The sequence below is a fragment of the Bacillus sp. V33-4 genome, assembly GCF_002860225.1.
Classification (GTDB): Bacteria; Bacillota; Bacilli; order Bacillales; family Cytobacillaceae; genus Bacillus_BJ; species Bacillus_BJ canaveralius.
The window spans coordinates 23,795-41,916 of the sequence record NZ_PGVC01000035.1; the positions used below are offsets into that span (position 1 = coordinate 23,795).

The window sequence follows — 18,122 nt, forward strand, 5'->3', positions numbered from 1 at the left end:
CGCTACAGTTTACTGTAATCCTGATGGGCAATCACTCTACCACTCTGGTCCACTAAATAAAGATAAGAAGAATCATCCTGTCGCAATGATGAAATTTGTCCAATAATTTTTTGCAGCTGCACAATCACCCCGACACCTTTTCTTCGGCCATTTTCATTAAAGGAAACAGCAAGCTTCATGACCGGTTGGCCAAATTGATTAAACTCTACTTCACCATAGATTTTGTCTTTTGTCAGAAAAGATGACCACATTTCATCAGTAAACCAATTTTCATTTTTGCCTGGAAGGTTTAGCCTGGTTCGGGATACCCGTTTTTCTACCATCCCTTCTTCGTCAGTTATCACCACTTCTTCTACTGAACCGCTCTGCTGCAAAAGCTCATAAAAAGCATTATTTTCTTTCTCCAAATGTGTTAATGTCGAGAATACCTGGATACGTTGAAATGTCTTGTTGAATTCCAGCTCAATTTCATTTGACAGGTTTTCAAGCATCAGCTTTTGTTTATCCAGAATTCTCTCTTCCAAGTCTCCCTTTACATAAGAGTAATAATAGTAACTGATCAACAGCAAAGGAATCGTTGACATCAAAATGCCGAAAACAAGAACCTTATTACGAATCGACTGAGAGTCCAGCCACTTTAAAATTGCCCTGTTCATTCGCTATTCTCCTCTTTGCCATCCCCATCAATCAAGTCGGCTATATACAAGAGGTTTTTATTAAGATTGATCCCCAGCTCTTCCTGAACCTGTCTATTTACAAGAAAGCGAATACTATCTGGTAACTCAACGGGAATATCTCGCGGAGAGTTGCCCTGGATAATTAAGCTGACATAGCGGGCAGATTGATAACCCTGATCATAAAAACTTGCCCCGTAACTGGCAAGATATCCCTCTTTAACCTCTTGTTCATATAATCCCATTACGGGAAGCCCATATTTCTTAGATAACTGGACAATTTCATTTGTTAATGATTCAATCCGAAACCCGGGGAGAATTATGATAGCATCACCTTTTCTTAAGTTAGTTTCTATTTTTTGAAAAAAATCAGGCTCCCCAACATTGCCTGGAATAATCATTATCGAAAGTTCTCCGGCAGCTTCCCTTGTCTTTTCGAGGCTTAAGCGACTAGTTTCAATTTCTTCATCATATAAAACATGGAATCTCTGAATAGATGGCACCAGGTCATGAAATATTTCCATCCTCTTTCCTGAAATGCTCGTATGGTAATTATTAATTCCAGTGAATTGCCCTCCGGGGGATTTGTAGTCTTTAATTAGTCCTATTTCCTTTGGGGCTGCCACTCCAGCAAAAACGACGGGTATATTTTGTTTACTGTTTTCCAGCCGTGCTTGTAGGTCCAATGTTTCAATACCGCCAAGTGTGACAATTACATCGGGATTCTTCTTTAAAAGACTGTCGATATCATTGATTAAGTTTTCTTTCCGATCATGCGCATTTTTAAACAGAAATTTTATATCTTTATCATCATATCCTAGGTCCGTCATCCCTTTTTTCAATCCTGAAAATTTTTCAAGGCGACTGTCTCCTATCATCAATACTCCAATTTTGATAGGCGAGTCTGCTTTTTTTTCAACATAGTTATATAAAACAATCGATACCGTCAATATAGTTAAGAAAAATAAATACCATTTGAGTTTCATAGAAAATGGCTCCCGTCTTTTTTACTTTAACTACTTTAACTATATCGAAAAAAACACCGCTACTTACTTAGAAAAAAAGATCATTTTTTGAAATTTAAACAGTAGGTATGGACTTTTTTGAAAATTAAATTACAGTTCAGCAACAACCAAAAATTTTACCAAATCGCCAGTGATGGCGGGCTGCTTGAAAAACCGGTGGAAATGACAAAAGTTGTCCTCAGCTCGGCAGAAAGAGCGGAAATCATTGTTGATTTCTCTGATTTCAAAAAAGGCGACGCTGTTCAATTGGACCGTGACGGAAAGCCGCCGCCTGCTAACGAGACTGGCTGGAAAGACACCATTCTCGTTTATCCAGGGGAAAAGGTTCGGGCTATTGCCACGTTCGACCAAGCCGGTGTGTTTTTGTATCATTGCCATATTCTCGAGCATGAAGATGCAGGCATGATGGGACAATTCCAGGTTAAGTAAGTGGCCTAATCATAACGTGGGATACGGAAAGGAAAGGCATGAAGGTTAACTTCTTCATGCTTTTCGTGTTTATTGATTATCTGAAGCCATTTACTTGCTATTAAGTAGATATGATCAACAGTGGATTATATTTTATCCCCCGTTCTTAATAAAACCTTAACAAAGAACACAGATAATATAAGAAAGGAGTGATAACCGTTGAACGATATTGGCTTGTTTTTTGCCTTTGCAGCAGGTGTTTTATCATTTTTTTCTCCATGTGTTTTCCCGCTTCTGCCGGCATACATCACACACTTAACCGGAGGAAAGCTTGAAAATTCGAAAATCGAAGTAGATAAGAGAAAACTATATATACGTTCATTTGGATTCATAGTAGGCTTCAGTTTGATCTTTATCATTATGGGGGCATCGGCAAGCTTCCTCGGCAAATTATTTTTGAACTACCGGACCGTCATTATGCAAGTTGCCGGTTTTTTAATTATTATCTTTGGTTTGCAAATGGCTGGTTTATTAAATATAAAATTTCTCATGATGGAAAAGAAAATTTACTCAAAGAGGGGAGAAAAGGGAATTTTCAATTCAATTACTTTAGGTATGGCCTTTGCCAGTGGATGGTCACCATGTGTAAGTCTTGCTTTGTCATCGATTCTTCTGCTCGCAAGTTCAACTGATACTTTATACCAAGGAATCTACTTGTTAACTGCCTATTCATTAGGCATGGCAGTCCCTTTCCTGATTATTTCAACCGTCATTTCGTATTCAATAAAAGCAATGAAGTGGATTAATAAATATTTACCAAAGCTTGCATTTATAAACGGATTAATTATGGTGAGCTTGGGGCTCTTAGTCTTATCAGGCCAAATGCAAAAAATTAGTGCCTGGCTTTCCGTTTATAGTTTATTCTAGAAGAAAAAAGGATGCGAAGGTTTGATGAGTAATGATTTAATTGGGAAATCAGTGTTAATTGTTGAGGATGACCCTAAAATTCGTAACCTAGTCAAAATATATTTAATAAATGAGGGCTATGAGGTTCTTGAAGCCAAAAACGGGCTTGAAGCGAAGGATAAAATTGAAAAGTACGACCCATGCATACTCATTCTTGACCTTATGCTGCCTGGCATAAGCGGCGAGGAAATATGCCGATGGATAAGAAGCGACTTAAAAAGTGTAATGCCTATTATTATGCTGACAGCAAAAGCTTCTGAAAAAAGTCGGATTGAGGGCTTCAAACTCGGGGCCGATGATTATGTTGTAAAACCATTCAGTCCTGGGGAATTGATGGGCAGGATCGAAGCGGTATTGCGCAGAACAGCGAGCCGCTGCGGAAAAATCAGTTTTAACGGATTAACCATTAAGCCGGTCAAAGGTGAAGCATTGGTAAACGGCGAACAGCTTGATTTGACCCATTTTGAATTTAAGCTGCTCCACATGTTTATGCAGCATCCCGGTCAAATTTTGTCGCGGCCACAAATTCTTGACTTTATCTATGAAAAAAGTGAAAAGAATGTAACTGAAAGGACAATCGATGTCCATATTAAGAACCTGAGGGAAAAAATCAAACAACAAACGCCAGTAGATTACATTCAGACAGTCAGAGGGATGGGGTATAAATTTGCGGCGAATTAAGCAAATTACCAGTCAGCTTTTATCTAGGCTCATCGCTGTCAACAGTCTCGTTGTTTTAACGGTCATTCTCGTTGCCGGTATTTCCGTAAAAGATTATGCCTGCTATTTAGTTAATTATGAAAACGTATCCGGCCCTGACCTTGTTGAGACATTAAATGCCTTTTTAATTAAGGTAAGCATTCTCGCATTTTTAGTGGCAGGCCTGTTTCACTATTTTTCTGTCAAAAGAATTGTAAAACCAATAAAAACGATGTCAATGGCTGCAAAAGAAATAAAAGAAGGAAAAATTCCTCCAGAGATAAAAATTCAAACATCTGGCGAATTAGGGGAACTCGGAAAGAATTTCAATGCAATGGCGGATACTCTATCTTCTATACAGTTACGTCGTGAAGAAATGTTGAAGGATATCGCCCATGAGCTCAGAACCCCACTGACGAATATTAACGGGTATTTAGAAGCATTGCATGGCGGGATCATTAATGGAAATCGGGAATTATTCGGATCATTGCTGGAAGAGTCACGTCGGATTACGAGAATTGTTGAGCTACTTACCGAATTAAATTCATGGGGAAAAGAAATTTATTTTTTGGAAAAGCCTTTTGACTACACTAGTATAGATGAAATCCTTAATGAGTCCATTACCGCCTTCCAACTTAAATTAAATGAACAGTTCGAAAAAGTGAATATCCGGATTGAAGCAGCTTTCATTATTGGCCATAAGGATGGTCTTAAACAAGTATTTTCTAATTTAATCCAAAACATTATCGATTATGATTTAGGAAAAAAGCTTTCCATAAGCGGTTTCTCCGATGCGGGGCAATACAGAATCACTTTCACCCATACAGGCCTGTTTATTGATTTCGCTAAAAAAGAACTCATTTTTGAACGCTTCTATCGATTGGAAGAGTCAAGAAGTACGAAAGCAGAAGGTGCCGGGCTTGGCCTGGCAATTGCCAGAAGTATTATCGAGGCCCACAAAGGGGAGATTGGGCTCTCCACCGATGGAAACAACCATATTTTTTGGATAAATATTCCTACTCCAAACAATTCTTATGTATCCTCTCTCAGTAAAGGAGAAAAGCAGTGAGTTATATAACAGTTGGGAGATTTACGTTGCCGGCTGATTTGATTGCAGCCATTGTAGCTATTGTTATAAGCGCATTAGTCTATAAGCTTTTGAATAAAAAGAGCATTGGTGATTGGTACTGGAACAGCTTATTTATTTACATTGCTGTTTTCAAATTAAGTTACGCGTTATTCAATTTTAAGCTTTTCGTCGATACTCCGTTATCACTCATCTATTTTAATGGTGGGATGAAAGGGCAAATCCTCGCGGCTATCAGCCTGGCAGTATATACGCTTTTCCTTTCAAGGAAGACGCCAGGAATGATTCGCAATGAATACGTCCCTATCTACTTGATGTTCTTCCTGCTGTACGAAATGACACTTTACATCGTGGAGAAAAATGTTGCAGCAGTCGCTTTTCAGTTTTTTATACTCATCGTTTTTTATATCTTATATCTTAAAAACAGCAAATCTAATCGAGTAATGTCAACGAAAGTTTTTATCTTATTGATCCTACTGGAGGCCTTGTTGCTCAGTTTATTTGATGGGTTAATAGCTGCTGAGAATCTGCCAATCCTATTGATTGGACTTTTATTAACAGTGATTCAAAATATAAAAAAGGAGGCATCATATCATGAATAAAAATTTATTGTCAATCGCCATCCTCATCTTGGCAGCTGCAATTGTAGTCGTGAATGTTTGGAAACCCTCATTCACAGAAGGAGAAACAGAGAAGCCCACCGAAACAGTAAACTCAGCTTCACAAGAGGATATACCAGGTGCAAAGCTTTCAGAACTTGAAGAAGGGTCAGAAGCTCCAGATTTTGAATTAACAACACTTGCTGGCGAAAAGGCGAAACTTTCCGACTATCGGGGACAAAAAGTGATTTTAAATTTCTGGGCAACCTGGTGTCCCCCTTGTAAAGCTGAAATGCCGCATATGCAAAGCTTTTACGAGAAAAATAAAGATAAAGGCATTACCATACTTGCCGTTAACTTAACCAATGTGGATAAAGGAATGGATGCAATTAACGCCTTTGTAAAGGAATATGGCCTGACATTTCCGATTCTTCTCGACGAAGACGGAACAGTCGGTATGACTTATCAAGCGTTTTCGATTCCAACAAGTTATATCATCGATAAAAACGGCAAAATTGCAAAAAAAATCGTAGGTCCCATGGATGAAGAAAAGATGAAGCAGCTGACTGCAAATTTAAAATAGAAGACGTGAAACCCACATTCGGCACCTCAGAAGCGGATTACTCCCTTTTTCTAAGGTGCCTTTTTTAAAATAAAATATTTGGTATTACTTATCAACCTGATACTTTCTGGTTTGCAATCAGAGGTGAAATCTCTGCTTTGTTTGCTTTATGGAATTTTACAAAAATCAATACATACAGGATTGCTGCAAGAACTGTGCTAGCATAGTTCACGACCGATAGCACAGTCCCAGGGTAATAAACCCCTTGAACATAAACCCCCAAAACTTGAGAGCCAACCAACGCTCAAACCATTCCCCACTGTGTTGGTGAAAACTGACTCTTATAGAAGTCCTTTCTTAAATAATCAACCAGTAAGTATACGGTGAATATTCCCCACCCGATGGTGATTACATAAGAAACAGTAATGAAGTAGAATGAAATAACACTAATATCAAAAGAAAAGACATTTTGTAAATGTGTCATTATACGGTAAAAACTTAATCCTAACAAACAAGTAATAGGAATCACTAGGAAAAAAGCTGGTAGGATAGGTTTATCAGGTAACTGGGCATTTTTTATTTGCATGTAAATCAAAAAGGATAACTTTGCTATAAACAGGAAGACCCCAATGCTCAAAACAAACAATGAAGAAACCGATGCAAGGGATACAATGGTACTGTTTTCCGCCATGGAAGCGATGCCTGTTCCAGTCAAACTTACTAAACCAAAAGCGAAAACATCAAGCAGCCATACAAAGTTTAATTTGCTAATTTCAACAGGCTTGGTGAACCAGCTTTTAGCAACTTTGAATTCAAGAAAGAACAGTGAAGTTCACAGAACCCCAAAGTAAATCAACGACGGCACATCATAGTCTGTATTGAGAGTCCAGGAATATAAAATGCCAATGGTCCCCACACGACATTAGCTGTCATCGATAATGATGCAATTGGAACAAAGATTGTGATATTTGTAAGTGGGTTATCCATTAAGGCAGTGAATTGATTTTTTGTTCCCAACCATTGTGTCAATCCCATCAGAAATACAGCCGTTAGAATTAAATTGGCGATAGAAGACGCCAGCATGATAAACACAAGCAACGCGTAGAGCGATGAATGTAATAAGCTCAATTGAGACCAGACAATGTCTGAGATTTTAATTAAGCCTTCACCATGGGGGTGGCAAATTGAAGATAGTTGAAGGCCATCAAAGCAACACCTCCAGCGGCAAGTGCAGCCTGGAACTTGATCGGAACGAACTTTAATTTCATTTTTCCTACCTCCCTTTAGAATGTTATAACCTTGTCTGCCCATTCAACCATTTCGATGCAATCCTTCATCGTTGAGATTGGACAAACCGTCTGTTCTTCAAGCTTGCGGGATTGTATGCAAGTGCCACATGCTAAAATCATACCGTCATTCTCGATAAAATTGTTTAATTCCCTTGCGGTGTTATATTTTTCATGGTCGATTCCTTCACACTCAACGCCTTCTCCCATTAAAAAAACCTTCACTTCATGGCCATGGAGCAGTGATGCGTTTGCAAACCGAAATGCGTTCCAGCTTTTTTCGGGCTCTTTCGTCTCGATGATCATCCCAAATTTCATGTCACTTTCCTCCTAGAATTGATTTCTTAATTCCATTATAGGATCGTACAACTTATAAAGGAAATGCATTATAATCATACTTTTATTACTTTTTCGCATAGCTATTTTTCACCATAAAAAAAGAGCCAAGAACCATGATGATACTTAACTCTTAAAGACTATTTTAATTTATTCTTCGTTTTCAAAGTAACAGCCAGCCCTTATTTGTTACTAGACCAGATAACGACTGGAATAAGCAGTAATGAAAGGATGCCCCCGGCAAGTGAGAGTGTTGCGTAACTTGATTGAGCTACAACCATCCCGGAAAGCGCTCCCCCAGATGCCCCAGCCAAAGCGATCAAGACATCAACAGATCCTTGTGTCTTTGCACGAGTGGACGGGTTAGTTGCATCCACGATGAGCGCCGTTCCGCTAATGAAGCCAAAGTTCCAACCAAGCCCAAGCAGAGCAAGAGCAATAATGAGAACCAGCGTGGAATCGGCAGGTGCAACTGCAGTGAGAATACCAGCAACAAGCAGGGTGGCCCCAGAAGCGATTGCCATTGCAGTGCGTCCAACCTTGTCAACGAGGATACCAGTCACAAGGGATGGAAGGAACATTGCGCCGATATGGAAACCAATTACCAATCCCGTTTCACTCAAACCATGTCCGTGATTCCCCATATGTACTGGCGTCATAGTCATAATTGCAACCATGACAATCTGGGTTAAGACCATTACCGTGGCTCCAACAACGATCCCTCTTTTGTTTATTGCTAGTGTAAGAGATTGCGTGTCTAAGAAATTACTCTCGTCCGTTTTCTGTACCTTTGCTATTGCTGAGGCAACGACCAGAGGGTCTGGGCGAAGTAAAGCTAGAAGCACCAAGCCGGCAAGAAGGAAGGCTACGGCTGCTAGAATGAACGGACCGGCCAGAGCAGGGACTCCGATTGACGTAGCAAACCGGCCCATTACATCAACCAGATTTGGCCCCGCAACAGCACCGAATGTGGTTGATACCATCGCGACACTGATTGCTGTTGCCCGTTGTGTGGAATTTGCCAGGTCTGTACCTGCATAGCGTGCCTGTAAATTTGTAGCAGTTCCGGCACCATAGATTAGCAGTGAAGCAAAAAGGAGAGAATATTATTAGTTAATGCTGAGATCACTACTCCGACCGCGCCAATACTGCCAGCCAAGAATCCTGCCGCGAGTCCTGAACGGCGTCCAAAACGTTGGGAGAGCCGCCCTACAAGCAGAGCTGCTCCAGAAGAACCCAAAGTGAACAACGCAGCCGGAACCCCTGTGAAACTATCTGTACCTAGCATATTTTGTGCAAGAAGTGCTCCGACGGTTATGCCTGCTGCAAGTCCTGCACCGCCGAAAATTTGTGAAATGACAACAATCATCAGCGTCCGTCGATATAATCTTTGTTGCTTTTTTGGGGAATCAATGTAACTTTGTAACCAAGCCGATTGACTTTCTAAAGCTTCTAAATCATCATGTTTATGCGGCATCACTCAGGCCGCCCTCCCATATTGTATAATTTCTTTATTCACTGTGCCCTCCTGCTTAAGAAAAAAAGCATTCCTCTTTTCTTAGACTCTTTTGTCTCCAGAATTATTCCGAATTTCATGCTTAATTTCCCCTCAAATTGTAATTGTAAAATCTTGTTCTCACTTTAATTATATGAACATTCATTTTATAAAGGAAATGCATTATAATTATCTTTACTATTACATTTTTGCATGATTAGAGGATCAAAAAAACTAAGCATCAATTTCGATGCTTAGTTTTCCATTCATTTTATTGTATTCTTGGTCTCTATCCTGGCATCTCTTGCTTCAACTACTTTTCCAATATGGAATGCTGTTACATTATTTTTTTCGAATTCCTGCAATAAATTTTCCGATTCCGCAGGAGAAACGAAAATGAGTAAGCCGCCAGATGTTTGTGGGTCATACAATAAATACTCTTCTTCCCGTGACAATGAGGTTAAGTGCTTTACATTTTTATGGAAAGAATAATGGTTTTTTAAGATTCCCTCAGGCACTGCACCATTTTCTATGAACTGAAAGACGTCTGGCAAGAAGGCAATTTGATCGTTGTAAAGTTCGATTGAAATGTTGCTTTTTTCGGCAACATCCGTAAGATGCCCCACCAAGCCAAATCCAGTTACATCCGTACAGGCATTTATTTGAACCTTGCGAAATGCTTTGGAGGCATCATGGTTTAACTTCATCATTAAACTAACCACTTCTTCCATTTGCTCAACACTGGCCAATTTTTGGTCTATGGCAGTTGTATAAATTCCGATTCCCAGTGGTTTCGTCAAGAAAATAAGGTCTCCTGGCATAGCTCCTGATTTACTAATAAAATTTGCACCTTCCGGTATGAATCCTGTAACGGCGAATCCATATTTCGGTGAATCGTCGATCGTGTGTCCGCCAACAATTGAAACCCCTGCTTCTAATGCTTTGTCTCTTCCCCCTTTTATCATCTCTTGAAGATAGCTTAAAGGCAGCGAAGATATGGGGAACTCGATTATATTTAAACCATATTTGGGGATTCCGCCTTTTGCATATATATCGCTAAGTGCATTAGCAACTGCAATGGCACCAAATTGATAAGGATCATCAACGACAGGTGTAATGATATCTACCGATTGAACAATCGTTCCATTAGTATGTTCAAACGCAAATACGTCTTCTCCTATCCCGGCGATAATATTTTTATCTTTTGAACTGGGAATGTTACGCAAAACTTGCGTAAGGTCCGAAGACCGAATTTTGCATGCTCAGCCAGAACCTGAAGAATATGAGGTCAAAGCGATATGAGAGTTATACATATCTTTCTCCTTTTTGTTTAATACGTCCATCATACCATGTAAAAAAATCGAGGTGTAATAAGTGGAATTCCATCAATTAAAAACTTTTTATTATGTAGCAATTTACCTTAACTTTTCTAAAGCAGCAGAAAAAATTTCTTTAAGCCAGCCAGCTGTTTCAAGGCAAATTGAAGTGTTAGAAAGCCACTATAAACTCCCGCTATTCAATCGGGCAGGCAGGAAGGTTGAATTAACAGATGCCGGGAGAAGACTGCTTCAATATGCTGAGCAAATCCTCTTATTAGTTGAAGAGACCGAAAAAGCAATGCACTCCTTGAATAACCTGGAAGCAGGTGAAATCAATCTAGGCTCGGGAACAACTATAGGGAATTATCTTCTTCCTTCTTTAGTAGTTGAATTCCAACAGAAATACCCTAATATCATTATAAACCTAATGATAGACAAGACTGACTCGATAATTGAGAAACTAAAAAAAGGAGACTTGGATGTCGCCATAGTAGCAAAAACAATGAGTTATCCGGAGTTTAATTATAAAGCTCTTTTAAATGACGAGATTATCTTAATAGGGGGATCCGGATACGAAAATAATAGTAACGACATAAAATATCTTAAACAACTTTCTAATGAAACATTTTTACTTAGGCGCCAAGGTTCAAATACAAGAGAAAACACCGACAGTTTTTTTAAAGAACATAATTTCAGTCCTAATCGAATAATTGAATTTGATACGAATGAAGCAATAAAGCAAGCAATAATCAAGGGCTATGGGATTGGTTTCTTGTCTAAACATGTGACAAAGTATGAAGTGGATTTAAAATTATTAGAACCTTTTCTGTTAAAAGATCGCTGCAAGAGAAATTTTTCGTTAATATTCCCAAAAGGAAAATTCACTTCTCCTATCCTTCTTATATTCAGCTCCTTTCTCAAAAAAAATATTTATAAACTGTAGCCAATATAAAAAACAGCAGCGGATAGCCTGCTGTTTTTTATAATTAAAGAAGCTTCTAGGCGATCAAATTCGCCGTTGTTTTTCCGGTTTGCCCTTTATACCCTTCGTTAAGGTCGTAACATCTGAAATGACCTCCCTCTCCAAAGTTAAAAGTGTAGGGCTCACCATCATCAGCCATCCATAAAAACAGTCCTTTTCCATTTTTCCAATTTGTACACTTTCCTTCCAGAAATAAAGCTTCTGGAAGCTTAATTAAAATAGAATCTCCATTTTCAGATACCTTTAGAAACATTTACCTCATCCTTTCTCCTATTTTTGCTCTTTCTAATTACAAACTTATCCTGAAAAAGTAAAGAAAGTATGTAGAAACCCGATGAATTTGTGAAGAGTACGGCTTTTTATTGGGATTTGAATTTCTCCACAAATTCTTCATATATACCCCTTATAGTATTCAAGTAAAAAGAACTGTTATTTTTAGATACTCGCCTATGTTTCGGTAAGGAGGAAGAGGTGTGCATTACGCGAATGATATCAAAAATCGGTTAAGAAGGATTGAAGGACAAGCTAGGGGAGTCCTTGGGCTGATGGAAGCAGAAAAAGATTGCAGGGATGTTGTCAACCAATTGTCATCGATAAGAAGTGCAGCGGATAAAGCTCTGGCTTATATAGTTGCCCTTAATCTACTGGAATGTATGCAGCAAGGAGGTGATGCAGGTACCGACTCTTCAGTCATAGTGGAGGATGCTGTCAATCTTTTAGTAAAAAGCCGATAATCTCAACAATTGGAATGATAAAAAAAGGAGATGTTAAAATTGGATTTCCACTATACAGTTACAACTAATAAGAGCGTTGAGGAAACAATTGCGTCACTAGAACAAAACTTAAAGGAGAATAAATTCGGAATCCTCTGGCAACTGGATATCCCGGAGAAGCTTCAAGAAAAAGGCGTTGACAGTTATACAAAGCCATACTGGGTTCTTGAAGTTTGTAACCCCCATGAAGCAGGGCGTGTTCTAAACATAAATGAGCTTGTTGGCTATTTCCTGCCGTGCAAAATTACGGTATATGAAAGCCAGGGGAAAACGAAAATAGGATTGCCAAAACCGACATCTCTCGTAAGCATGTTGAATAATGATGAACTTAAGGAGATCGCCATGGATATTGAAAACACGCTAATCCGTGTACTGGAGGAAAGCAAGTAGAGGAAATATTGCACGGGAAAACTAATCACCGAATGTTGAAAATCTCAACATAAAAAGCTGCTGTTGTCTCAGCAGCTTTTTATTATAGGTTATGAATGCGTATAGATTAGTTTATTTTAAAAATAGGCCAGAAAACCGGCCTATTTTTTCAGTGATGCCTTAAAGCCAATTAACCTTGAGATATACACAATCCATACAAAGGTACGACGAACCATGAAGTAAATCTTACATAAAATAATCAAAAGCCTATATTGGTAGGCTTATTTTTATTTATAGAGGGGAGTTCTCCTAGTGTCAGTAAGGCATTATGTTTTATTAGCAACCGATGGTTTTATTGATCTGCCTGTCAGTAAAACCATTTGCCCTTCTCAGGAAACAAAGCAGCGGATCTATGCTTTTGGATTCGTCGGTGGACTTTTTAAAGTTGATGAAAAAATAATTAATCCAGTACTTGATTGGACTACCGCAAAAACTGGGGGAAATTACTTGAAATGAAGGGTACGAGTACAATTCCTTCTCCCCTTATTGTTGGAGAAGTTGATGATCGCGTCTACATTACTCTCATAAATTTAGGAATGAAAGAACGTCCGGATTTGATGGACTATCATACCATCCATATGCACGGGGCTCATGTGCCTTCACAATTGGATGGGTTTCCAGAAACTTCTTTCGGTGTTCCGGTTTGGATTGACCTAACGACCGAGCCTCCAGCAATGACATATTTTTTTCAACCGGAAAATCCGGGAACGCTTATGTATCATTGCCATGTTGAAGCATCCGAACATATTCAAATGGGAATGTATGGGGCGTTAATCATTTATCCATCTGAAAAAGCCTGACCTTAGCAGGTATCGAACAAAGTGAAAATAAAGAATGGTTTTACAACGGGAAGCCACAAGCCCATATTCCTAAGACAGCGACAAACAGAAATTTTGCTTATAATGACATTCAAACCTACTTTGATAAAGAATATGTTATGTTATTATCAGACATTGATTCTGTGTGGCATGAAAGTGTCCATAAAGGCTCATTCTTCAATGCAGTCAACTTCAAACCAGACTTTTGGTTAATTAACGGCCGTGCATTTCCAGATACTTTGCTTCCTCATCCATTAACGGATACTAACATTGAATTTGATTCTGATTTAACTAGAATTAATTACGAATCATATGTGCATATAAAAACCGGGCAACAATTTTTACTCAGGATGATTAATATGGGGTATCAAGTTGTTCCATGGCACATTCACGGTTGGCATTTTACAATCATAGGAAAAGATAGTCACATAGATCCTTTTATCCATCTCGCTACTCTCCTTCAGCTGGACGATTCCTCTCATGGTGCGCTCAAAAATAAAGGTTTTACTGTGAGTATAGGTTCTGGTGAAACATATGACTTACTTCTAACCTCAAATGATAAGCGACTTGAATATTTAAAATATATGATTTTAAGGCAAGATGGTTTTCACTCTTTCTGCTCCCAATTAAAAAAATTGCATAAAATTGATGGTAATTCTATCTTTAATATTCCTACTGAACCTGTTAAATGCAGCTCACCTGAATTAATAAATCACCTTAAAATTTGTCAACAATCATTAACCGATATAAACGATCAATTTTTCCCACAATTTTATCCAATGCATAACCATGACGATTACATAATAACGAATAAAGGAATTTACCCGGGAGGTCAATTAACATATATCCAAACGGATACTCCCGATTATTATGTTGATGAGGACTTAGATTAATAACTCAACTTTCGCACCTTAAAAAGTACTTTAAATCCGTGATATGGCTGAGATTTGTGAGATAAAAGAAAAGAAAAACACCCTATCCTTTGGTAAAATTAAGCTACCAATACCAAATCCACCAAGGAAGGATGTTTCTCATGTCTATCATACCAAATTCCTCGGCTATAACGGTAATTTAACAAAGTAACACTTGCGATAACCTATAAAAGATTTTTAATTTTGCTGTACTCTTCTATAGAAATATTACCGGCTGCATACCTGAAATCAATCACTCGTCTAGCGTCGCTAATATTAATGCTTTCTTTTGCTTGAAACTTGCTGAGTATCCTCTGAAGTTCTCCTGTATGGTATAAGTAAACACCAATTACTAAAATGAGCAGTAAAAACATTATTTTTCCCTCCCACTTTATAGATTAGTTTTATTTTAAAAATAGGCCGGGAAACCGGCCTATTTTTCCTCAATGATGCCTTAAAGATTTCCCATCATTCCTTGAAAATTCTTACTGTTGGCAGCGCCTCCTATGCCATGCATGCCTTTATAAAATTCCTCCAATTCCTGGTCGCTTAAATCCGGGTGCATTTCCTTCATGTACGGCTTCATCTGGCCAAAGTTAACATTTTGGTCATCCATAAATTTTTGCATGTCCTCAAAGTTACCAGTTTCCATCATCTCAGTCATTTGATTCACGTCAACTCCCTGCTGTTTTATGAAATTAAGTGGATTTACGGGATTTTCTTTTGCTGAGGCAATGTACATCCCTGTTCCTCCTGTTGCAATGAGCGCTGCTGCTAATACGCCTGTAACCAATGTCTTTTTCATAATAAATTCTCCTCATCTTTTAGTTTTTTTAATTCCCATTTCATTGTTTTATAAAAGGTTTTTTTTGATTTGTTCAAACTCTTCTACTGAAATTTCACCACTCGCAAGTCTGGACTTGGCAATTTCGATTGCTTCTGAATTTGCAGCTTTTTGTGGAAGATGGTAACTTCCATTACCAGTATTTTGTTTCTTCATCAACATATAAATCAGTATGCCAATGACCACAAACCCCAATAACATCATCGATGATCCACCTCCCATGCCATATCCTCCAAAACCATATCCTGGTCCCATCATTTTTTTCAATCCTCCTTTCGTGTCAATCAATATTTGTTTCTATAATTAAAATATAAAGTGCAATCATGAAGAAAATATGTAGAGATATAAAAATAATAAAAAAGCTGATAGAGACACTGCTGGCCTCTATCAGCTTTTCATTAAATGTGTTTCAATTCTTGTTTTTTTTATTAATTATCAGCCAAATGAACATAATTACACCGATAATAATCAGGAAAATCCAAAACATTTGTCCAAACCAGAAAAACATGTGCTGGAACATCATTGTTCTTCCCATCATCATTCCCATGGACCCGGGAGGAAACCAGACCATTCGTAATACAAAGATTAATAATGAAACTCCCAGCAAAATTAAGATTGTTAAAAACATCATTGGCAATAATCGTTTCATATTCTCACCTTTATTCTACTTTATATCCGATTCCCCAGACCGTTTTGACGAGTAACTTATCAATTCCTGATGCTTTTAATTTTTCCCTGAGATTCTTAATATGAGAGTCAACCGTTCGGTCATCTCCCATAAATTCAATGCCCCAGATCAGCTCCACAAGCTGCTCTCTAGATAAAACCTTCCCTCTATGCTTGATGAGAGCTTCGAGCAGATCGAACTCCGTTTGGGTGAGATTAATTTTTTTTTCCTGATACATTACATCACGAGCAGTAAGGTTCAAAATGATTCCTTCATATTTCAGCACTTCATCTTCTTTATCGTCATGTTGCGCCCTGCGGAGCAAAGCTTGAACCCTTACCATCAATTCTGCTTCTTCAAAGGGTTTTACCAGGTAATCATCAGCCCCTGTGGACAAGCCGGTGACTTTATCCTGGACCGACCCTTTTGCTGTTAACATGATGATAGGTATGTCCGATATTTTTCTCACTTGTCCGATCGTCTCCCAGCCATCCATCAAAGGCATCATGACGTCAAGAATCATTAAATCATAATCATTATTTTCAATTTTCCGATATGCTTCGCTGCCGTTTTCCGCTTCCTCCACTTGATAGTTTTCTTGCTGTAAATACAGGCGCAACAGCTGTCTCATTTCAAATTCATCATCGACAATTAATATCTTCTTCATTTTTCTTCTCCTAAGTTGATTTGATTAATCGTGAAATAGCATCACTTTTTAAAAAAAATCGTGAAAACAGAACCTTCGTTTTCAGTACTTTTAACGGTAATATCCCCGCCATGCGATTCAATGATCTGCTTGACAACATATAACCCAAGACCGGTTCCCCCGGTTTTTCTCGTCCGGGATTGGTCAACACGATAGAACCGTTCCCAGATTTTCGCTAAATCTTCTTGAGGAATTCCAATACCGGTATCTTTTATTTCAATTGCAATAAACTCTTTTTTTACATAAGACCGGACAGTAATCCCGCCATGATAGGTATACTTAATTCCATTTTCTATCAGGTTATAAAGTACTTGTTCCATTCTTTGTGTGTCTACCTGGACAGCAGGCAAGTCCGTTTGAATGCTCTCATTTAACACCAGGTCTTTTTTTATGGCCTCAGGCTTAAGATTAGAGATAACTTTCTCAATAATGGTATTAATGTTGGCCCACTCTTTATTTAATTCAAATTTCCCCACCTGAAGCTTGCTCATCTCGAACAAATCATTCACCAGAAAAGATATCCGCTTTGCCTCTTTATTAATAATCTTCAAGTATTCCGCCTGTTCTGCGCTGCTTTTTATGATTCCCTTATTAAGAATATCGCTGTATCCTTTAATATAGGTTAATGGAGTGCGAATCTCATGAGACACAGCTGCCAGAAAATCGTTCCTGCTATCTTCATAATACTGCAGCTGTTCTCCCAGTTTCTGAATGGAATTTCCCAGCTGGGCGATTTCATCGTTACCTTTAATCGCTATTTTTTGCTTATATTTTCCCGATGCCATTTCATTGGTTGCCTCTTTCATTGTGAGCAGGGGTTTCGTCAGCTTGCGAGACAGAATTCCTATGAGTCCAAAAGCCAATAGCACGATTCCAATACTTGCGACAGCGATTAAAACATTCAATACCAAGACAATCTCCCTTAGAATGTATGAGGGATAGTACATAAACACATAACCTGCATTTTTTTCAATTGGCGATACAGAAATAATATATTTGTGCTGCTGCCAATCACTTTCTAAAATACGTCCCGCCTTGCTATTCTCCCAATCAAGAATATGCTGCTTCATTTCCTGGTCAGGGACAATCGATGAAGCAAGAATTTTTTGCTCGGTATCAGTTATTAATACTCTTGTTCGAACACCTCTTTCCATTTCAATTACATGATTTAGAGTTGTCTTGTTAAATTGATCCTCCAAAATTCTCGCATGGTTATTTCCCCTTGCCATTAAATCCTGTTTGATGTAATCAACAAAAAAATTAGTAAAAACTCCGTATAAAAGGAACGCAAGAACCAGAAACAGGGAAATAAAAATCCCACTAAATAATAACCCGAGCTTGAAGGAAATGCTTTTAAATTTAGTCAACACTTTCATCCATTGCTCCTTAAAGCTTCACAAAAGTTTGTGAAAACAAGTATTCAGCATGACGTTGTTATAACCATCTTATACAGCTGCAAACCCAGTTACAAGCAAATAGAAGATGCGGCTGATTTTATCATAACTTACAAAAGTGAAGAAAAGATGGAGGATTATA

25 protein-coding genes and 1 pseudogene are annotated in these 18,122 nt (G+C 38.4%); 12 read left to right on the forward strand and 14 right to left on the reverse strand.

What is annotated here, in order from left to right; translation table 11 throughout:
- Positions 1 to 2: 2 nt before the first annotated feature.
- Together CVD23_RS22530 and CVD23_RS13570 are read right to left on the reverse strand one after the other, a co-directional pair.
- The gene (locus CVD23_RS22530) at positions 3 to 656 is read right to left on the reverse strand and encodes a cache domain-containing protein (RefSeq protein WP_257988446.1); all 654 of its coding nucleotides are present in this window, start codon (positions 654 to 656) and stop codon (positions 3 to 5) included.
- Entirely contained in the window at positions 653 to 1,660 is a 1,008-nt protein-coding gene (locus CVD23_RS13570) for an ABC transporter substrate-binding protein (protein ID WP_101666304.1), read from the reverse strand. The genes CVD23_RS22530 and CVD23_RS13570 overlap by 4 nt, the downstream gene beginning before the upstream one ends.
- 117 nt (positions 1,661 to 1,777) lie before the next feature.
- Here CVD23_RS13570 and CVD23_RS13575 point away from each other — a divergent pair, with 117 nt between their 5' ends.
- The 6 genes from CVD23_RS13575 to CVD23_RS13600 all read left to right on the forward strand — a co-directional run bounded on the left by CVD23_RS13575 (position 1,778) and on the right by CVD23_RS13600 (position 6,041).
- A complete protein-coding gene (locus tag CVD23_RS13575) occupies positions 1,778 to 2,128 on the forward strand; it encodes a multicopper oxidase domain-containing protein (protein WP_374702639.1) in 351 nt (116 codons plus the stop codon).
- Between the two features lie 198 nt (positions 2,129 to 2,326).
- Positions 2,327 to 3,034 carry a cytochrome c biogenesis CcdA family protein gene (locus CVD23_RS13580; protein ID WP_101576148.1) on the forward strand — a complete coding sequence of 236 codons (708 nt, stop codon included), beginning with the start codon at positions 2,327 to 2,329 and terminating at the stop codon, positions 3,032 to 3,034.
- 24 nt (positions 3,035 to 3,058) lie between these two features.
- Positions 3,059 to 3,754 (forward strand): response regulator transcription factor, encoded by a 696-nt coding sequence (locus tag CVD23_RS13585; protein WP_373270880.1) that lies wholly within the window; start codon positions 3,059 to 3,061, stop codon positions 3,752 to 3,754.
- Positions 3,741 to 4,841: a sensor histidine kinase gene (locus tag CVD23_RS13590; protein WP_257988448.1), complete on the forward strand. Its 1,101-nt coding sequence runs from the start codon at positions 3,741 to 3,743 to the stop codon at positions 4,839 to 4,841. Before CVD23_RS13585 ends, CVD23_RS13590 begins: the two co-directional genes overlap by 14 nt.
- The gene (locus CVD23_RS13595) at positions 4,838 to 5,461 is read left to right on the forward strand and encodes a hypothetical protein (RefSeq protein WP_101666305.1); all 624 of its coding nucleotides are present in this window, start codon (positions 4,838 to 4,840) and stop codon (positions 5,459 to 5,461) included. The genes CVD23_RS13590 and CVD23_RS13595 overlap by 4 nt, the downstream gene beginning before the upstream one ends.
- A complete protein-coding gene (locus CVD23_RS13600; protein ID WP_101666306.1) occupies positions 5,454 to 6,041 on the forward strand; it encodes a peroxiredoxin family protein in 588 nt (195 codons plus the stop codon). Before CVD23_RS13595 ends, CVD23_RS13600 begins: the two co-directional genes overlap by 8 nt.
- Before the next feature lie 91 nt (positions 6,042 to 6,132).
- On the opposite strand, the pseudogene tsoY reads toward CVD23_RS13600, so the two are convergent.
- From tsoY to selD, 5 genes and pseudogenes are all read right to left on the reverse strand, one after another.
- Positions 6,133 to 7,288 (reverse strand): annotated as a pseudogene (gene tsoY, locus CVD23_RS23000) (selenoprotein TsoY).
- A gap of 15 nt (positions 7,289 to 7,303) precedes the next feature.
- Positions 7,304 to 7,624 carry a DsrE/DsrF/TusD sulfur relay family protein gene (locus CVD23_RS13615; RefSeq protein WP_101666308.1) on the reverse strand — a complete coding sequence of 107 codons (321 nt, stop codon included), beginning with the start codon at positions 7,622 to 7,624 and terminating at the stop codon, positions 7,304 to 7,306.
- Between the two features lie 200 nt (positions 7,625 to 7,824).
- On the reverse strand, positions 7,825 to 8,727 hold the full coding sequence (locus tag CVD23_RS13620; RefSeq protein WP_374702642.1) for an MFS transporter: 903 nt from the start codon (positions 8,725 to 8,727) through the stop codon (positions 7,825 to 7,827).
- Positions 8,721 to 9,122 (reverse strand): hypothetical protein, encoded by a 402-nt coding sequence (locus CVD23_RS22905; RefSeq protein WP_374702640.1) that lies wholly within the window; start codon positions 9,120 to 9,122, stop codon positions 8,721 to 8,723. The genes CVD23_RS13620 and CVD23_RS22905 overlap by 7 nt, the downstream gene beginning before the upstream one ends.
- Positions 9,123 to 9,403: 281 nt before the next feature.
- Complete coding sequence (gene selD, locus CVD23_RS13625) at positions 9,404 to 10,390, reverse strand: selenide, water dikinase SelD (RefSeq protein WP_101666309.1); 987 nt, start codon at positions 10,388 to 10,390, stop codon at positions 9,404 to 9,406.
- Positions 10,391 to 10,511: 121 nt separating this feature from the next.
- On the opposite strand from selD, the gene CVD23_RS13630 reads away from it, so the two are divergent.
- The gene (locus CVD23_RS13630) at positions 10,512 to 11,399 is read left to right on the forward strand and encodes a LysR family transcriptional regulator (RefSeq protein WP_101666310.1); all 888 of its coding nucleotides are present in this window, start codon (positions 10,512 to 10,514) and stop codon (positions 11,397 to 11,399) included.
- A 55-nt stretch (positions 11,400 to 11,454) separates the two neighbouring features.
- Here CVD23_RS13630 and CVD23_RS13635 read toward each other — a convergent pair whose 3' ends face one another.
- Entirely contained in the window at positions 11,455 to 11,691 is a 237-nt protein-coding gene (locus CVD23_RS13635) for a hypothetical protein (RefSeq protein WP_101666311.1), read from the reverse strand.
- 220 nt (positions 11,692 to 11,911) lie between these two features.
- Between CVD23_RS13635 and CVD23_RS13640 the strand changes: the two genes are divergently transcribed.
- The 5 genes from CVD23_RS13640 (at position 11,912) to CVD23_RS22210 (ending at position 14,351) form a co-directional block, all read left to right on the forward strand.
- Positions 11,912 to 12,172: a metal-sensitive transcriptional regulator gene (locus tag CVD23_RS13640; RefSeq protein WP_101666312.1), complete on the forward strand. Its 261-nt coding sequence runs from the start codon at positions 11,912 to 11,914 to the stop codon at positions 12,170 to 12,172.
- Positions 12,173 to 12,202: 30 nt separating this feature from the next.
- Positions 12,203 to 12,601 (forward strand): DUF302 domain-containing protein, encoded by a 399-nt coding sequence (locus tag CVD23_RS13645; RefSeq protein ID WP_101666313.1) that lies wholly within the window; start codon positions 12,203 to 12,205, stop codon positions 12,599 to 12,601.
- A 291-nt stretch (positions 12,602 to 12,892) separates the two neighbouring features.
- On the forward strand, positions 12,893 to 13,096 hold the full coding sequence (locus CVD23_RS22200) for a hypothetical protein (protein WP_219619925.1): 204 nt from the start codon (positions 12,893 to 12,895) through the stop codon (positions 13,094 to 13,096).
- Entirely contained in the window at positions 13,093 to 13,440 is a 348-nt protein-coding gene (locus CVD23_RS22205) for a multicopper oxidase domain-containing protein (RefSeq protein WP_219619926.1), read from the forward strand. Before CVD23_RS22200 ends, CVD23_RS22205 begins: the two co-directional genes overlap by 4 nt.
- A 137-nt stretch (positions 13,441 to 13,577) precedes the next feature.
- Positions 13,578 to 14,351, forward strand: coding sequence for a hypothetical protein (locus CVD23_RS22210; RefSeq protein ID WP_219619927.1), 774 nt, complete (start codon positions 13,578 to 13,580; stop codon positions 14,349 to 14,351).
- Between the two features lie 203 nt (positions 14,352 to 14,554).
- On the opposite strand, the gene CVD23_RS13655 is transcribed toward CVD23_RS22210, so the two are convergent.
- The 6 genes from CVD23_RS13655 to CVD23_RS13680 all read right to left on the reverse strand — a co-directional run bounded on the left by CVD23_RS13655 (position 14,555) and on the right by CVD23_RS13680 (position 17,962).
- Positions 14,555 to 14,743 (reverse strand): hypothetical protein, encoded by a 189-nt coding sequence (locus CVD23_RS13655; protein WP_101666314.1) that lies wholly within the window; start codon positions 14,741 to 14,743, stop codon positions 14,555 to 14,557.
- An 80-nt stretch (positions 14,744 to 14,823) separates the two neighbouring features.
- Positions 14,824 to 15,174: a hypothetical protein gene (locus tag CVD23_RS13660; RefSeq protein ID WP_101666315.1), complete on the reverse strand. Its 351-nt coding sequence runs from the start codon at positions 15,172 to 15,174 to the stop codon at positions 14,824 to 14,826.
- A gap of 48 nt (positions 15,175 to 15,222) precedes the next feature.
- The gene (locus tag CVD23_RS13665) at positions 15,223 to 15,471 is read right to left on the reverse strand and encodes an SHOCT domain-containing protein (protein WP_101666316.1); all 249 of its coding nucleotides are present in this window, start codon (positions 15,469 to 15,471) and stop codon (positions 15,223 to 15,225) included.
- Between the two features lie 151 nt (positions 15,472 to 15,622).
- Positions 15,623 to 15,862, reverse strand: a complete 240-nt coding sequence (locus CVD23_RS13670) for a hypothetical protein (protein ID WP_101666317.1) — start codon at positions 15,860 to 15,862, stop codon at positions 15,623 to 15,625.
- Between the two features lie 10 nt (positions 15,863 to 15,872).
- Positions 15,873 to 16,547, reverse strand: coding sequence for a response regulator transcription factor (locus tag CVD23_RS13675; RefSeq protein ID WP_101666318.1), 675 nt, complete (start codon positions 16,545 to 16,547; stop codon positions 15,873 to 15,875).
- A gap of 41 nt (positions 16,548 to 16,588) precedes the next feature.
- Positions 16,589 to 17,962: a sensor histidine kinase gene (locus CVD23_RS13680; RefSeq protein WP_101666319.1), complete on the reverse strand. Its 1,374-nt coding sequence runs from the start codon at positions 17,960 to 17,962 to the stop codon at positions 16,589 to 16,591.
- Between the last annotated feature and the right edge of the window lie 160 nt (positions 17,963 to 18,122).

Bases quoted from the DNA above. Each gene is read 5' to 3' on its own strand.
- CVD23_RS22530 (WP_257988446.1), bottom strand. From the start codon at position 656: ATGAACAGGGCAATTTTAAAGTGGCTGGACTCTCAGTCGATTCGTAAT.
- CVD23_RS13670 (WP_101666317.1), bottom strand. From the start codon at position 15,862: ATGAAACGATTATTGCCAATGATGTTTTTAACAATCTTAATTTTGCTG.
- CVD23_RS13600 (WP_101666306.1), top strand. From the start codon at position 5,454: ATGAATAAAAATTTATTGTCAATCGCCATCCTCATCTTGGCAGCTGCA.
- CVD23_RS13680 (WP_101666319.1), bottom strand. From the start codon at position 17,962: ATGAAAGTGTTGACTAAATTTAAAAGCATTTCCTTCAAGCTCGGGTTA.
- CVD23_RS13585 (WP_373270880.1), top strand. From the start codon at position 3,059: ATGAGTAATGATTTAATTGGGAAATCAGTGTTAATTGTTGAGGATGAC.
- CVD23_RS13615 (WP_101666308.1), bottom strand. From the start codon at position 7,624: ATGAAATTTGGGATGATCATCGAGACGAAAGAGCCCGAAAAAAGCTGG.
- CVD23_RS22210 (WP_219619927.1), top strand. From the start codon at position 13,578: ATGTTATTATCAGACATTGATTCTGTGTGGCATGAAAGTGTCCATAAA.
- CVD23_RS13655 (WP_101666314.1), bottom strand. From the start codon at position 14,743: ATGTTTTTACTGCTCATTTTAGTAATTGGTGTTTACTTATACCATACA.
- CVD23_RS13645 (WP_101666313.1), top strand. From the start codon at position 12,203: ATGTTAAAATTGGATTTCCACTATACAGTTACAACTAATAAGAGCGTT.
- CVD23_RS13665 (WP_101666316.1), bottom strand. From the start codon at position 15,471: ATGATGGGACCAGGATATGGTTTTGGAGGATATGGCATGGGAGGTGGA.
- CVD23_RS13570 (WP_101666304.1), bottom strand. From the start codon at position 1,660: ATGAAACTCAAATGGTATTTATTTTTCTTAACTATATTGACGGTATCG.
- CVD23_RS13675 (WP_101666318.1), bottom strand. From the start codon at position 16,547: ATGAAGAAGATATTAATTGTCGATGATGAATTTGAAATGAGACAGCTG.
- CVD23_RS13660 (WP_101666315.1), bottom strand. From the start codon at position 15,174: ATGAAAAAGACATTGGTTACAGGCGTATTAGCAGCAGCGCTCATTGCA.
- CVD23_RS13635 (WP_101666311.1), bottom strand. From the start codon at position 11,691: ATGTTTCTAAAGGTATCTGAAAATGGAGATTCTATTTTAATTAAGCTT.
- CVD23_RS22205 (WP_219619926.1), top strand. From the start codon at position 13,093: ATGAAGGGTACGAGTACAATTCCTTCTCCCCTTATTGTTGGAGAAGTT.